This is a genomic window from Clostridium liquoris (assembly GCF_002995785.1).
GTDB lineage: Bacteria > Bacillota > Clostridia > Clostridiales > Clostridiaceae > Clostridium_AO > Clostridium_AO liquoris.
This window is the reverse complement of record NZ_PVXO01000064.1, coordinates 1-15090: the sequence shown is the minus strand read 5'-3', so window position 1 is coordinate 15090 and position 15090 is coordinate 1. Positions and strand designations below refer to the sequence as shown.

The following is a 15090-nucleotide window of genomic DNA, read 5'->3' as shown; positions in this document are numbered from 1 at the left end:
TAATATTAAAATAGTAATCAACTTTTCTAAAACAACTATATTTATTTAATAATTAACTGCTCTTTTGCATGAACAATATCTGTAATTAAATCATTGTATGGTGTATTTATATTAAATTCTTTACCTTTTCTGGATACATATCCATTTATATAATCAATTTCTGTAAGACGATGATTTTGGATTAAATCTTGATGCATTGATGGATAATGTGCTCCAGCTTGGCTTGGATCGTATATCTTCTCTATTCCCTCTGCAACTTCTTCAACATTTAATTTTACTCCATATTTAGCAGCAACCTCAGCAAATTCTTTTATAATATTACGAATAAGTTGTGGTGCTTCTTTTAATTCTCCAAATTCCTTAATATTACAATCAAGAATTGTACAACTACTATTTAAGGTTCCATTTACACAAGCCTTACGCCATATTGAAAATAACACATCTTCGCTATAATGAGCATTTAATCCGGCTTGGCTTAATATGCTACAAATCTCTTTTGCTTCTACTTTCATGCTAGGATCATTGTTTTGTACTTCTAAGCTTCCATCTCCTGTTAATACAACATGTCCAGGACCTGCTAAACCAGCTGTCCATAAAGTTACTCCCATAAGTATATTTTTCCTATCCACATATTTTGCAATAGTTTCGTTATGACCTAATCCATTTAGTAGGCATAATACTCTTGTATTCTTCCCTAAAATATTTTTTATAGATTTTAGCATAGGCTCTAATCCCATTGACTTAGTAAATAAAATTATTAAGTCTGGAACTTCCTTAGCATCTTCAGGCAGCATTGCTGGTATTTTCACCTTGCTTAATGCTCCATTTTCTTCAACTGTTAATCCTTCTTTATTTATAATGTCTACATGTTGTTTCCAAGCGTCTATTAAAGTAACTTTGTTTCCAGCTTTATGCAACATATATCCATAACGTGAGCCCATAGCTCCTGCTCCAACAATTGCAATTTTCATTTCAATTCACCCTCTATTTTATATTAATTTAAATGTATTTGAAAATATTTTCATCATATAAATGTATAACTTTTCTACAGAACCAATCAATAGCAAATGCACCTACAAAAGGTATAACAATAAATGCTAATAACACTTTAACAGTTGAGGTTGAGCTGTTCATAGCAGCTAAAGGGCCAACCAATCCAGTTATTCCAAATCCAGCACTTTTAGCTGTACCCGTTATATTAAGTATGTATCCACCTATTCCACATAAAATACCGTTAGCAATAATAGGCACTGCTATTATAGGATACTTAACTAAATTTGGCATCATCATTTTCATAGCACCTAATAAAACAGATAAAGTAACTCCACTTTGATTTACTCTCATGGATCCAACTACTAAAATAGCTGTACAAGCAGTAACTCCAATAGCAGCTGCTCCAGCACCTAGTCCTGCTATTCCTATAGCAATTCCTATTGCCACAGTTGAAATTGGTGAAATAATTAAAATTGAAAATGAAATACTAATTAAAATGCACATTAATAATGGCTGTAACACTGCAAAGCTATTAATTCCATTACCTATTATTAAAGTAATTTTACTTACATAAGGAAGCATAAACATACCGATAACGCCCACACCTGCTCCACCTATAATTGGTAATAGCAATATTGTTAAAGATCCTAACTTATTTCCTATTGCTCTAATAACATACACTGCTATAGCTGAAAGCAACATTACATTTATTAAATCACCTATACCAATCATCTGTACGCCATGTTCAGTAACCTTATAAGCACCTGAACCTAAAAATACTGCTGATCCAACAATGATTGACTGCATAGGGTTAAAATCAAATTGCATAGCTACTAAAACACCTACAAGAAGTGGCACTACAAACTGCATAATATTTACTGCATTATAGAAAGTAGCAAATATTGGTGAAACATGTATTAAATTTTTAAATACTGAACCTAAAATTGCGTTTGGAATTAACCCTACAACTATTCCAGTTGCAGTTCCAGCCAAAACTTTGTTTAAATAATCTTTAGGTGTTAGTCTTTTTTTAGATGTTGATTTTTCTTCTTCTACTATGTCCTCTTGGTTTACTCTCTTCTCTTGTATCATATTTCTCTTCTTCCTATCATAAAATTTGTCCTTGACAATTGTTTATTTTTTATCATCCGGATTAAAAATTTTAAAAGTCACTTTTTATATAAACTACTAGTAATTTGTTGAAAAGTTAATTATTTCGACTTAATTCTATTTTATAAGCTCTTCATTTGTATGTACAACTAACTCTCCGTGAGTAAATATAGCACATTTAAATATAAATTGCAATATGTTTAGAACATAAAAGTTAAAAATATAACAATAAATTAAATTCGACTATTTCAATGCCAAAAAGCCGTAAAAGAAGTGCTACATCCTGCAAAGATTAGCACTTCTTTTTTTGTTTTACTATTCATTAATATGCCAGCACCTCCCTTAACTTTCAGGAGGTGCTGTATTTAATTAAAGCATCACATCCGTAAAAATATTACTTTCTGAGGAATATCTGATATGAATTTTGATTTTTGTGTTGTGTTCATATCAACGCCATAAATCTATTTGATTACTTCAACTGCATCTTGATTAATCTGTGGCTTAGTTTCAGTTCCTGCTGAATAGGCTTCAAAACCATCTGCTGCAATTATCTTGGAAATTGCTTCTGCCATCTGGGAACGGCAGGAGTTATGAACGCAAACAAAAGCAACTTTTATTTTCTCTGTCATGTATTTAAACCCTTTTTTCAAACTGATTTAACAGCATCCACCGCTGCTGCCACCAGAACAATCACAAGTAGGTTCAGTGCCCAGAAGCCATCCCATAATAACTGCATAGGCACATCCAACCCCTGAATTTACTTCAATTGCATTAAATGCACAATTTTTTGCACATGCACCACATTCCATACAGCCATCTTTGTTAATAAGTTCAACCTTACCTTGGTTCAAATCAAATACTTTATGCGGGCAGACCTCAATGCATCTTCCACAGCCAACACATTTATCTGAATTAAGTTTAAGTGTACAAACATTTTTTAAATATTTATTCTTCATAGCATCCTCCTTAAATATAAATAAAACTGTTTATCAAAAGTAATACTACCCCAATTCCTATGGAAACAGCAATTGCAGGAACTGCTATCTTCATCTCCTTTATTACACCTGAAAAAGATGTATAAGTAGAAGACCCGGTGAAGTTCATAGCATAAAATGAGGAAACAGAGGGTAAAATCAATAAATAGGCGATAGTTTTTAATACGCCATATTGAGGCATTGCAGGCCAGCCATTAAGCATATTTACAACAATTGTCCATATTAATCCCATAATCCAGCCTTTTGCAGCAAAAGCCCTTACAGGAATCCATGGAAGTAATATAGGAGTTATAACACAGCCTGCCAGCAATGCACCCATAAATGCATAAAAATCAATTACTCCAAAAGGATTAACTGCAACTAGGTTTAAAAGAAACATTATTCCAAAAACAATAATGGCAACTTTAAAAGTACTTAAAAATTCAATTGGTGTCAGAACCACTCTATCAATTATATTAAACCTGACTTCACGCATCTCTTCTGTAGCTTTCATACCTGCTTCTAAAAATTCTTTTAAATCTTCAGCTCTCACAGGCCCATACACAATTTTAAATCCAGACTGCTTTGTAACCTGGTGAGCGCTTATCCCTGGTGCTCCAAGCTGAGGAAGTATTAAAGTTTTGTGTGATACAATTTGTGGAATCCTTACTTTTGAAATTCTGTTTACTAGCTCCTTAGTTCCAAAGGTACCTTTTCCTGCTGAGCACCATACGTTTACCCCCTTTGTATCCAGCACCATTATCCATGCATTAAGTCCTTCTAACTCTTTTCTCAAACTATCAAAGGTCAGCTTATAGTTTGCCGTTACAAGTACAGGAGAAGTATTATCAGGTGTTCCTACTGCATAAATTCCAGCATTGATTTTATAATTCATTCTATTTATCCCAAAACGTACCTTCCATGTACCCCATGTATCCTCGAAGGTCAATTTGGTAGAAACCCGTGGTACCATACCAGCAGGGGTACTTATTTCTCCAATTATCCATTTCTCCTTTAAATCATATTTAGTAATGGCTTCACATGATGCACTACTCCCATTTCCACAACAGCAGGAGCTTTTAGTTTTTCCGCCCTTAGAAGAAGTAAGGCTGCCAATGGATTTTGGTTTTATTCTTACTATTTTTACTTTTGCATTCTTGTCAAGTTTATTTTCAGAATTGCAACAATTATTATTTCCCAATTTACTAGCCTCCCAAATTTCTAATATTTTTAAAACTATTTACATTCAGAGTCCTTTGAACACTTTCCAAGGCTCTTACAAATACAATCATCAGTATCTTCACTGATATCCTTTAGAAACTTTTCCACTGTCTCAAATTCAAATGTATTTAGAGCGTATTTCATCCACGCGCCATCTTTCCTGGCATTAACAATTTCAGAGTCAGTTAAAATCTTCATGTGATAGGAAAGTGTTGGCTGCGAAATATTAAAATATTCTAAAATGTCACAGGCACACATTTCTCCGCAGGAAAGCATATCAATTATTTTCAATCTCGTTTCATCGGCAAGTGCTTTAAATATAGGCACATATTCAGCATAGCTGCATTTCATTTAATCCACTCCATTTCCTTTGTAATTATATTAATACTATTCATCATATAGACAACTATCTATATGTATATTATATGCACAATATAGATAGTTGTCTATACCATATTTAAATAAAGCAAGCCATGCTTGCAAGCTTTACAGATTTAAGTAGCTAAATGTGGTGAAAAATTATCCTTAACTGCCAATTATCCTCTATCAACTGTCAACTGAAGAAATTGGTCACAATTTGTTCGAATATATCTTACAAAATTATATAAAACTACATCACATAATATAGTAATTTACATTATTATATAGTATAATAGTACTTAACATCATTAAGTAGTTTATGTACTAAAATAAATTTATTAAGGAGGCTTAAACATTGGAATTTGATAAAGAAATATTGAAGGGTTATATTGATACAATTGTATTATGTGTTTTACAAAATAGTGATATGTACGGATATGAAATTGCTAAAAAAATAAAAGAAAAATCTAAAAAAGAATTTGAAATAAAGGAAGCTACTCTATATGTATCTTTAAAAAGGCTAGAAAAAAAGAAGTATTTAGAAGGATACTGGAATGATAATAAAGGTACTGGAGGCGGAAGAAGAAGATACTATAGAATTACTGAAGAAGGCAAGAAATATTTTTCAGATAAAGTAGAGGAATGGAAGCTTTTAAAATCATTATTAAATAATTTTATGGAGGTTGTATTAGATGAAAAAAACTGAGAAATATAATTGTAAAATCGAGGAATATGTTAATAACATCTATGGAAATTTTGATAATGCAGATAAGAATACAAAAATATTAAAAGAGGAGACGAGGAATCATCTGTATGAAGAAGTAGAAGATTTAAAAAATCAAGGACTAAGTGAAGAAGAGAGTGTAGAAAAGGCATTGGAATCCTTTGGGCAAAAAAATTCTGTAGTAAACGAAATGAACTGTATATTAAAGAATCGTAGTATATTTGCAAAAATGCTCATAAAAGCAGGCATTTTTGTCTTTATCATAGGGTGCTTGTTTCAAGTTATCAGTATCTTTTACAATGGTGAAAACATTCAGTATTTTAGTGGAAACTTAATTAAAAATAGTTTTAAAAATATTTCATACATGTTATTCATGATTTCATTAGTCATTTGGGATATAGCTTTCTATTATTATTTCCTTATTAAAAATGGAGTGGTGGTTTTATTGGTATTTTTATCTTGTGATTTTCTCATATGTATACCTTTAGGCTTTGTATGTTTCTATTTCCCATTGCATAAGATGGCAGGTATAGCTCTTATATTAGTAACTGCTTTTATAATAACTTTATTTTTAAGAATATATTATGTTAAAATCAAAAAATGGAATTAACGTTGTAGTTTTCTTATAGAATGAGTGGCAGAAATAATAAGTAAGAGGCAAGAGGTAAGAGTGAAAAGGTAATAGCTCTTACCTCTTATTTAAGTTTAACTAGGTTTTATATGATGCAATTGGTATCAATGATATTTATATTCATTTCATTCTGTATATTTTGTCTTTATGATACAAAATATAGTAATCTATTAAGTCAACATCAATATCCTGAAATGCCATTGAATTTTTCTGGTATGCAAGCTTCTTGCCAACAATTTATTTTAACAACAGGTATAACAGCTTCTATATTTGTAAATTTGATTAGTGTTCCTATGATTTTAATAAAAAATAAAAATTTTATTTTAGAAATTCAATTTTACTATACATTAATGGCAGTAATATTTTATACATTTGTTAACTTGTTTATATTTTTAAAATCAAAGAAGAATAATGCTAAAGTATCTCCTTATTTTCATGTGGGTATAGTAATTACAATATTAAGTTCATTAGTTATTATATACTACCAAATATATATTAAAGTTGGTATGAAATATACACTAAATAATGAAGGGTTATTAGTATTACAAAACAAAATTAATAGGTTATTTATTTTACTAATGGCAATCTGCATTGTCTATAGTCTATTGATTTTTACTTTGCATAATATTTCTAATAAATACAAGAGGATATTATTTGCATTAAGTGTAATACAACACTCATCACTTTTATTCGCTGCTGGTCACAGTGTATGGTTTAATGAGGAAGTTACAACAAATGTTTATAATCTTAATGGTGTAATTAATATTGGATATATAGTAGTTGCACTAACAATAAGTATGACTTTATATTATCTGCAAACATGTATTATCAGAAAAACTGTTCACTGATAGAATGAAAGTATAATTAATTTCTTATGTTCTTATGCCACAAAAGAAAGGAGTGCCAACACTCCTTTCCCTCTCACTAACTGTTACAGCACAAAAAAACCCGCCAAACTCACACTTTTTGTTGGCGGGTATTGCCTTATATTATAGAGCTTTTACTTCTTCTGCTGCACTATTTGCAAATTGGCTATTATAAAGTTTTTCATAAAATCCTTTTTTATTAAGAAGCTCCTGATGCTTTCCCTGCTCAATGATTGTTCCATTTTGCATTACCAAAATCAAATCTGCGTCACGAATGGTAGACAATCTATGGGCAATAACAAAACTTGTCCTACCTTTCATCAAGTTGCTCATTGCCTTTTGAATTTCTGCCTCGGTTCTTGTATCCACGCTGGAAGTGGCTTCATCCAAAATCAGAATAGTAGGATCCGCAAGTATTGCCCTGGCAATTGTGAGAAGCTGTTTTTGCCCCTGAGACACATTGGAACCATCCGCTTCCAAAATTGTTTTATAACCCTCAGGCAGTGTTCGGATAAAATGATCCGCATGGGCAGCCTTGGCAGCAAGAATAACATCATCTAAACTAGCATCCATACGACTGTATGCAATATTCTCTTGTATACTTCCATGAAAAATCCAGGTATCCTGCAGCACCATTCCAAACATTGTCCTCAATGAACTTCGGCTCATTTCTTTAATATCCACCCCATCAATGGTGATTCTTCCACCCTGAATTTCATAGAATCGCATTAACAGATTCACAAGAGTGGTTTTTCCGGCTCCTGTTGGTCCTACAATGGCAATCGTGCTTCCTGCACTTAAATTGAGATTAATGTCATTCATCAAAATAGCATTATCACTATAGCCAAATTTCACATGTTCAAATGCAACCTCACCCCTAGGATTATCAATATTTTTACAAACTAACTCTTCCGGAGCTTCTTCCTCCTCATCTAATATTTCAAAGACACGTTCTGCAGATGCCACAGCAGACTGAAGCATATTCAGTATATATGAAATTTGAGTCATTGGCTCTGAGCATTGATCCACATACTGAAGGAAAGCTTGAATATTTCCTAATGTCAATGTTCCATTTACGGCGAAAACACCGCCAATAACGGCAACAATAACATAGCCTATTTTCCCCAAAAATCTAATAAATGGCTCTATGGCATAAGCGTAAAATTCAGCTTTCCTGCTTGCATCATAAATCCTCTGGTTAACTTCTTTAAAATCCTGCAACGCATCCTCTTCTTTGCTGAAAGCTTTAATTACCAACTGTCCTGTGAATGTTTCTTCAATGAAGCCATTTAGTTCACCCAGAGTTTCCTGATTATTTGCAAAATAGCCCTCAATTTTATTGGCAAACTTAGTTGTTGCAAGCATTGACACCATAAGCGTTACAGCTATAATCAGTGTAAGCATAGGGCTTATTGTCACCATGGCAATAACTGCAAGTGTCATAGTGACTACAGATGTAATAAGCTGCATTAAACCTTCCTGCAAACTATCTGCTACTCTTTCTAGATCATTTGTGGCACGGCTTAATATATCACCTTTTTTATGGGAATCATAATATTTCAAGGGCAAACGGTTAAGCTTATCACTCAATTCCTTACGCAAGCCTAATGTAAGGGTTTGAGATACCCCTGCCATCATATATTGCTCAAAGTATTTAAACAATGAAGTAGCAATGTAAATCAAAAGCAGAAGGCCAGTTATTTCTCCCATTGTACTGATATTCACATGAAATTTAACTCCCGTTGCTATAGATGCTTTTATGCCATTGTAGAGCTTGTCAATGGCTTTTCCTATGACCAAAGGCTCAGCAATTATAAGAGAAGAACTTATAAGAACTGAAATTAAAATTGCTAAAAATTTCAGCTTCTGTTTTCCTAAAATTCTTATTAAACGTTTAGTAACTGCTTTGGCATTTTTAGCTCTTTCAACTGATGTATCATCCGTTGTTTTTATCTCTTCATTTGCATTCTCGTCCATATGGTTACCTCCATTATTATTTAAGCTAATTCGGCTTCGCTAAGCTGGGAAGCTGCAATTTGGCCATAAACCTCACAGCTTTTCATCAGCTGACCATGGGTACCGCTGCCCACGATTTTTCCATCATCCAGCACAATAATTCTATCCGCATCCATAATAGAAGTGATGCGCTGTGCCACAATTATCATAGTTGAGCCTCCAATTTCCCCTTTCAGTGCTCTTCGAAGCATTGCATCTGTTTTAAAGTCCAGTGCTGAAAAACTGTCGTCGAAAATATATATTTCCGGTTTGCGAATCAGCGCCCTTGCAATTGCCAAACGCTGCTTTTGACCCCCTGATAGATTGTTTCCTCCCTGTGCAACATAGGAGTCATACCCATGCTTCATATTCATAATAAAATCATGTGCCTGTGCTATTTGTGCAGCATGCTCTATTTCCTCCTGGGTTGCATCCTTTTTCCCATATCTAATATTTTCAGCTATTGTGCCGCTAAAAAGGAACGCTTTTTGAGGAACAAATCCAATCTTATCACGAAGTTCTTTTTGGGGCAGATTCCTTATGTCAATACCATCCACCAGAATACTACCACTTTGAATTTCAAAAAAACGCGGAATCAAATTTGCTACTGTAGATTTTCCTGACCCAGTTCCTCCTATGATTGCAGTGACTTCTCCTGACTTTGACTGAAAATTCAAATTGTCCAGTACAGGTTCCTCTGCATTTTGATATTGGAATGTAACATTGCGAAATTCAACATGGGCTTTCTCTTTTATTTCTTGATTTTTTACCTCACCATCCAAAATTTCAGGAGTGATGGAAAGTACCTCATTGATTCTATCAGCACATGCTTGTGCACGAGGAATATACATAAACATCATGATGCCCATAATAAGAAAAATCAAAATCAGAAAACAGTATTCAATCATAGCCATAATATCACCAATCTGCATATCTCCAGCTGCTGCCCTTTTCGCACCAATCCATAGAATACAGATAACTCCCATGTTGATAATGAACATAACCACTGGAAGCAGAACAGCAATCATCTTATTTATTTTAATGGCATTGTCCGCATAATCAGAGGCAGCAGCATCAATTCTGCCTTTTTCATACTTCTCACGATTAAATGCTCGAATGACACGAACGCCGGTAACAATTTCTCGAAGAATACTATTGATATTATCCATTTTAACTTGAACCAGCTTATACAAAGGTATAATCTTTTTTCCAAGGAAAAAAGCAATGAGCAAAAATATGATCATTGTTGCTAGAATAATTAATGAAATTACCTTATCCGTAGAGAAAGCCAGCCACAGTCCAGCTATGGACATAATGGGTGCTGGCAACAACATTTGCATAAACATAACAGTCATTTGTCCAATTAAGGTGACATCGCTGGTGGTTCTTGTAATCATTGAATCTGTGCTTATTTTATTTAAATCATTCATGGAAAAGGCTTGTGCTTTTTCAAACATGGCCTCTCTAATATCCCTGGCAAACCCAGAGGCCATATTTGCTGACAACCAAGAACACAATATAGCTGTTACTCCTGCTATCGCCGACACCAGCAGCATAAATAATCCTGCCTTGAAAATATAATGTATATCTCCTTTTGTAACTCCATTATTTACAATTTCAGCAGTGAGTGTTGGAATATATAATATACTCAGAGTTTGTAAAAATGTAAAAAATACTATGGCTGCAACTTCTTTTTTATATGGTTTTAAAAAACGTAATAATCTTAACATAGAATTCTCCTTACTTGAATTTGTGTATCACTTATTTTATAATAATGTATAACGTAACCAGATAGTCAAGAGGAGATATTGAATTATGAGAAAAGATTTGCAGAAATACTTTACAACAGGAAAATTCGCAAAACTTTGCGGAGTAAATAAAAGAACCCTTTTTCACTATGATGACATTGGACTGTTTTGTCCTGCCATTACAGATAAAAACGGGTATCGTTATTATTCCTATAGACAGTTAGATGTTTTCTCTATTATATCCATATTAAAGGAGTTAAATGTTCCATTAAAAGAGATGAAATCATATCTTGACGAAAGAACTCCAGAGCGGCTCATTGATTTATCAACACAAAAAATTGCAGAGGTTGATAATGAAATTGAAAAACTAAATCAAATTAAGCACTTACTAGAGGAAACAATTGTCTTTACTAATAAGGGCACACATGTAAATTGTGATGAAATAACAATTGAAGAACAGGAAGAGGAATATCTCATTCGAAGCGCTTTACTAACAGAGGAAGATACTAAAAATTATATTCAATTTATGTTAGATTTTACAAGCTTTATAAACAGTACACAATCTATGGATACCTCTTTTGCAGGTGCCATGCTTAGCAAGGAAAATATGTTAAAAAACAATTACAGCAATTATTCTTATTTCTTTGTGAAAACAAATAAAGAGCGAAAAGTCCCTTCAATGTTTGTGAAACCAAAGGGTATGTATGCTATTGCTTATCACCATGGAAGTTATGAAACATTAAGCATAACCTATGAAAGGCTTTTAAAATTCTTAGAAGAAAAACACTTTCATATAGGTGAATTCGCCTATGAGGAATACCTATTAGATGAAGTTGCTGTTAAAAATGAAAGTGATTATATTACACAAATTACTGTAGCAATTGAAAAAAGCACCCCAAATTGAGATGCTTAATTTGCGTAAGCCTTGCATAAATACTACATTTTACTTTTTCATTTTTATACAGTTTTAGCTATTTCTTTTTTAACTCTTGCAACAGGTATAATTTTTAATACTATTACAGAAATTATTGCCTCTGGTAATAAATATGTTCCATTATACATTATTGAATACACAATAGCATTTTGACCATTTGCATATTGCGAGAAAAATATTACACCAGAAACTACATGGCATAAAAATCTTAAACCTATTGCAGCTAATGTACCTATTGTTATATTTTCTTTAAAGAAACCTGCTACACCTAAAGCTGAAAATGCAAGAATATAATCAATTATAAGTTGTGCTGGATGAACAACATATGCTCCAAGCAGCAAATCAGTTATGCCAAAAAGTAATCCTGAAAGACATCCTATCCTAGGTCCATAAATATAAGCAATTAATATTATTGGGATCATACTTCCAAGTGTAACAGAACCACCCATAGGCATTTTCATAATGGTAAACATTTTAAGCACTGTGCCTAAAGCTACCGCCATGGCAATATTTGTTATTATTTTTGCATTTAATTTAACATTTTTAACCACTATAAATAGTGCTGCTAAAGCCAAAATAATTGCTAAAGTAATATAGATTTTTGGATCACTAAACACTGTATTTAAAGATTGTCCCGCCTCTGGTAATTTGAATTTGAAATTTAATATGTTCATTTTTCACACTCCTTAAAAAAAAATAAGACACTGTAGAAAACAGTGTCTTTTAGTTACTTTAAATTAAGCTACTAAAATAGCGCTTTCCTACGCTGGTATTATCCAGTTCAGGTACAAGGGTTAGGTTTTACCTTCTCAGCCTTGCGGCACCCCTAGCTTTTCTTATTTATAATAATTAATTATATACCCTTATGGTAAAAAATGCAACCTAAATTTGTCTAAAGTCTGTGGAAAATTATTTAGTGGAACAAATATCTATAATATGCCTACTCTGAAAATTGAAATTTGTAGACAAGTAAGAGGTAAGAAATAAACCTTTACTTTTTACTTATTAGTTCTTACCTTGATTTAGTATTATTAAACCATTCAATGGTTGCTTTGCTATGCTCTTCAGGAATCTTATTTCTTACTTGCTCATGCAACCACGCCAAAGTCTTATTCCTCAAATATTGTCTCATCTGTTCTTCCGCTTCCCACATTACAGCTTTTACTAAGCAAGGGCATTTCGTATATGTATCAGGTAAGTTATCTTTATCTAACAACAGCTCATTTTGCCTAATTTCTACACATTGAAATAATGGGGAGCTTCCTTCTACTGCTTCAATTATATCCCAAAATGTTATGTCTTCGGGATTACGTGCCAACGCATATCCTCCATTAACACCTGGAATTGACTTCACAATACATGATTTTCTTAATTTTGTATATACCTTTGATAGATAAGTCTCTGACACTCCTTGATATGTTGCTAGATCCTTAATCCCAACAGATTTTCCTGGCGGAATATCTACCATATATAATAAACAATGTAATGCATATTCTACTCCTATAGAAAATTGCAATAAAATCATCCTCCTATCTAACAATATAATCTTCCCACATAATACTTTATTATTTTTTGTTAGTCAATATCTGCGCAATAATATTACGTATAATATTTATCTATAATATATTTATTTTGTTGACTTTTTAAAAAAGCAATTATATAATAATTGTAGATAACAGTTGTCTGCAATATATGCAATACATATTTTCTTTGGATTTGATTATTCTATTATATGTATTTCATAATTCTAATGGTGTTGTTTAATAAATTTTGAGGAGGAAATATAAAATGATTACAGAAAAATTTTATGAAGTATTAAATCATGAAGGTGTAGTTTCAATTGTATCATGGGGTGTGGATGAGGCACATGTAACTTGTACTTGGAACTCCTATCTAGTTGTAACAGAAGACGAAAGAATTTTAATCCCTGCTGCTGGAATGCATAGCACTGAAAATGATGTAAATCATAATAACAAAGTAAAAGTTACTCTAGGTTCTAGAGAAGTTATGGGATATAATAATTACCAAGGAACAGGTTTTGAAGTTGGAGGAACAGCAAAATTCCTCACATCTGGTTCAGAATTTGATATAATGAAAGAAAAATACCCATTCCTAAGTAGAGTCTTAGAAATAACAGTTACATCAGCAAAACAACTGCTTTAAATTTCACACTTGATACTTATTTAGGTATTACAATTTACGTAACACGTAACTTTATATCAAATAATAATTAATAGCAACAAAAAAAGAAGGACAGTCTTAGCACATGTTGAGATTTCCTTCTTTATTATTTATGAAATATTTCTGTACCTTTTTGTTTATACAGTATTATACACCAAATAAATCAAATACATCTCCATCATCAATAATGCGTTCACTCTTCTTATCTGCATTTTTAAACATACTTTGCATTTTCTCTTCCATTGATTTTTTGAGTAATTCTTGAAAGTCAATGTCTCTAAGCTTGAAGAATAAAATTGGATCTTCATCTAATCGTGCACCAATTCCATATAAGGCAGCTGCTATATGCTTGCACATTCTTGCAGAATCCGGACAACTGCACTTATATGGAATAATATAGACAAATAGTATCAACTTTTAGTTGAATTATCTATATTATATTCTAATTTTTTGCTATTAATCAATAAGTATTATAGGCACATTCTCTAGACACAGAGCATATAATAATGTTGTAAGTCTATGAAAGGAATGAATACTATGTATAATGCTTATAAAACATGCCCTTGCCCTTATTTCATGAACACACCAATGTATATGTATAATTCTTACAGATCATATTTATATCCTAATACACCAATGTATAGAGCTAATTTAATTCAGCTAAAAGATTATGGACCCAAACCCTTTGTAGTTAATATTAATGAGGCTGCCAAGCAAAATACTAATTATCGTACAGCTCTATGGACAGGAAACCACTTACAACTTACATTAATGAGTATCAATGTCGGTGAAGACATAGGTTTAGAAGTTCATCCTAATCTTGATCAATTCATACGTATTGAAGAAGGTCAAGGACTTGTTCAAATGGGTAATAGTAAAGATAATTTGGATTTTCAGAAAAAAGTATATGATGATTTTATCTTCATCATACCAGCTGGTAAATGGCACAATTTAATCAATACAGGTAATAAGCCAATTAAATTGTACTCCATCTATGCACCGCCTCAGCATCCATATGGTACAGTTCATAAAACTAAAGCAGATGCACAAGCTGCCGAATAGAACCCCAATGGCTAATATAAAAATATGTTTTGTACTAATAGAACAGTTTTAATCATAACTTAACTTAGACTTAATGCCATATAAATCCCTTAATTTCATTCTTAATAAGAACTCCCTCATTAAGTCTCCAACGTATCACATTATTTTCCTTCCATCAATGCCACACTTAGAGTATAATTTTAGTAGGCAAAAGTAGTAATAATTACTGCTTAAAAAATTAAAAGGAGATACAAAAAGTATCTCCCACATACATAAAAAATCCATTATAATGTAAGTTGATATTACTATACA

General features: G+C 32.4%; 16 protein-coding genes, 1 pseudogene and 1 riboswitch. Of the genes and pseudogenes, 6 read left to right on the top strand and 11 right to left on the bottom strand.

The features are described from left to right. Nucleotides 1–41: 41 nt before the first annotated feature. The 6 genes and pseudogenes from CLLI_RS11625 to CLLI_RS11600 form a co-directional block, all read right to left on the bottom strand. A complete protein-coding gene (locus CLLI_RS11625) occupies nt 42–971 on the bottom strand; it encodes a 2-dehydropantoate 2-reductase (RefSeq protein ID WP_106064377.1) in 930 nt (309 codons plus the stop codon). A gap of 28 nt (nt 972–999) precedes the next feature. Continuing rightward, nucleotides 1000–2085 carry a PTS sugar transporter subunit IIC gene (locus CLLI_RS11620; RefSeq protein WP_106064376.1) on the bottom strand — a complete coding sequence of 362 codons (1086 nt, stop codon included), beginning with the start codon at nt 2083–2085 and terminating at the stop codon, nt 1000–1002. A 398-nt stretch (nt 2086–2483) separates the two neighbouring features. Then, nucleotides 2484–2732, bottom strand: a pseudogene (locus CLLI_RS11615) (arsenate reductase/protein-tyrosine-phosphatase family protein); the annotation flags it as partial. 27 nt (nt 2733–2759) lie between these two features. Next, nucleotides 2760–3059: a mercury methylation ferredoxin HgcB gene (hgcB, locus tag CLLI_RS11610; RefSeq protein WP_106064375.1), complete on the bottom strand. Its 300-nt coding sequence runs from the start codon at nt 3057–3059 to the stop codon at nt 2760–2762. A gap of 10 nt (nt 3060–3069) precedes the next feature. Further along, complete coding sequence (gene hgcA, locus CLLI_RS11605) at nt 3070–4278, bottom strand: mercury methylation corrinoid protein HgcA (protein ID WP_207655107.1); 1209 nt, start codon at nt 4276–4278, stop codon at nt 3070–3072. A gap of 35 nt (nt 4279–4313) precedes the next feature. After that, complete coding sequence (locus CLLI_RS11600; protein WP_106064374.1) at nt 4314–4649, bottom strand: ArsR/SmtB family transcription factor; 336 nt, start codon at nt 4647–4649, stop codon at nt 4314–4316. A 364-nt stretch (nt 4650–5013) separates the two neighbouring features. On the opposite strand from CLLI_RS11600, the gene CLLI_RS11595 reads away from it, so the two are divergent. From CLLI_RS11595 to CLLI_RS11585, 3 genes are all read left to right on the top strand, one after another. After that, the gene (locus CLLI_RS11595; protein WP_106064373.1) at nt 5014–5364 is read left to right on the top strand and encodes a PadR family transcriptional regulator; all 351 of its coding nucleotides are present in this window, start codon (nt 5014–5016) and stop codon (nt 5362–5364) included. Next, nucleotides 5351–5992, top strand: a complete 642-nt coding sequence (locus tag CLLI_RS11590) for a permease prefix domain 1-containing protein (RefSeq protein WP_106064372.1) — start codon at nt 5351–5353, stop codon at nt 5990–5992. Before CLLI_RS11595 ends, CLLI_RS11590 begins: the two co-directional genes overlap by 14 nt. 110 nt (nt 5993–6102) lie before the next feature. Beyond that, a complete protein-coding gene (locus CLLI_RS11585; protein ID WP_146127095.1) occupies nt 6103–6861 on the top strand; it encodes a hypothetical protein in 759 nt (252 codons plus the stop codon). A 141-nt stretch (nt 6862–7002) separates the two neighbouring features. Here the strand turns inward: CLLI_RS11585 and CLLI_RS11580 are convergent, their stop codons facing one another. Continuing rightward, nucleotides 7003–8856 carry an ABC transporter ATP-binding protein gene (locus tag CLLI_RS11580; protein ID WP_106064370.1) on the bottom strand — a complete coding sequence of 618 codons (1854 nt, stop codon included), beginning with the start codon at nt 8854–8856 and terminating at the stop codon, nt 7003–7005. Nucleotides 8857–8876: 20 nt separating this feature from the next. Continuing rightward, a complete protein-coding gene (locus CLLI_RS11575) occupies nt 8877–10604 on the bottom strand; it encodes an ABC transporter ATP-binding protein (RefSeq protein ID WP_106064369.1) in 1728 nt (575 codons plus the stop codon). Nucleotides 10605–10689: 85 nt separating this feature from the next. Between CLLI_RS11575 and CLLI_RS11570 the strand changes: the two genes are divergently transcribed. Continuing rightward, nucleotides 10690–11526: a MerR family transcriptional regulator gene (locus tag CLLI_RS11570; protein ID WP_106064368.1), complete on the top strand. Its 837-nt coding sequence runs from the start codon at nt 10690–10692 to the stop codon at nt 11524–11526. Nucleotides 11527–11579: 53 nt separating this feature from the next. On the opposite strand, the gene thiT is transcribed toward CLLI_RS11570, so the two are convergent. Continuing rightward, nucleotides 11580–12230: an energy-coupled thiamine transporter ThiT gene (thiT, locus tag CLLI_RS11565; RefSeq protein ID WP_106064367.1), complete on the bottom strand. Its 651-nt coding sequence runs from the start codon at nt 12228–12230 to the stop codon at nt 11580–11582. A gap of 67 nt (nt 12231–12297) precedes the next feature. After that, nucleotides 12298–12394, bottom strand: a riboswitch (TPP riboswitch). 174 nt (nt 12395–12568) lie between these two features. Next, entirely contained in the window at nt 12569–13072 is a 504-nt protein-coding gene (locus tag CLLI_RS11560) for an RrF2 family transcriptional regulator (RefSeq protein ID WP_106064366.1), read from the bottom strand. Nucleotides 13073–13344: 272 nt separating this feature from the next. Here CLLI_RS11560 and CLLI_RS11555 point away from each other — a divergent pair, with 272 nt between their 5' ends. After that, nucleotides 13345–13719, top strand: coding sequence for a pyridoxamine 5'-phosphate oxidase family protein (locus CLLI_RS11555; protein WP_106064365.1), 375 nt, complete (start codon nt 13345–13347; stop codon nt 13717–13719). Between the two features lie 165 nt (nt 13720–13884). Here the strand turns inward: CLLI_RS11555 and CLLI_RS11550 are convergent, their stop codons facing one another. Beyond that, entirely contained in the window at nt 13885–14151 is a 267-nt protein-coding gene (locus CLLI_RS11550) for an SWIM zinc finger family protein (RefSeq protein ID WP_242975593.1), read from the bottom strand. 123 nt (nt 14152–14274) lie between these two features. Here CLLI_RS11550 and CLLI_RS11545 point away from each other — a divergent pair, with 123 nt between their 5' ends. Further along, nucleotides 14275–14799 (top strand): cupin domain-containing protein, encoded by a 525-nt coding sequence (locus CLLI_RS11545; protein WP_106064363.1) that lies wholly within the window; start codon nt 14275–14277, stop codon nt 14797–14799. Nucleotides 14800–15090: the final 291 nt, after the last annotated feature.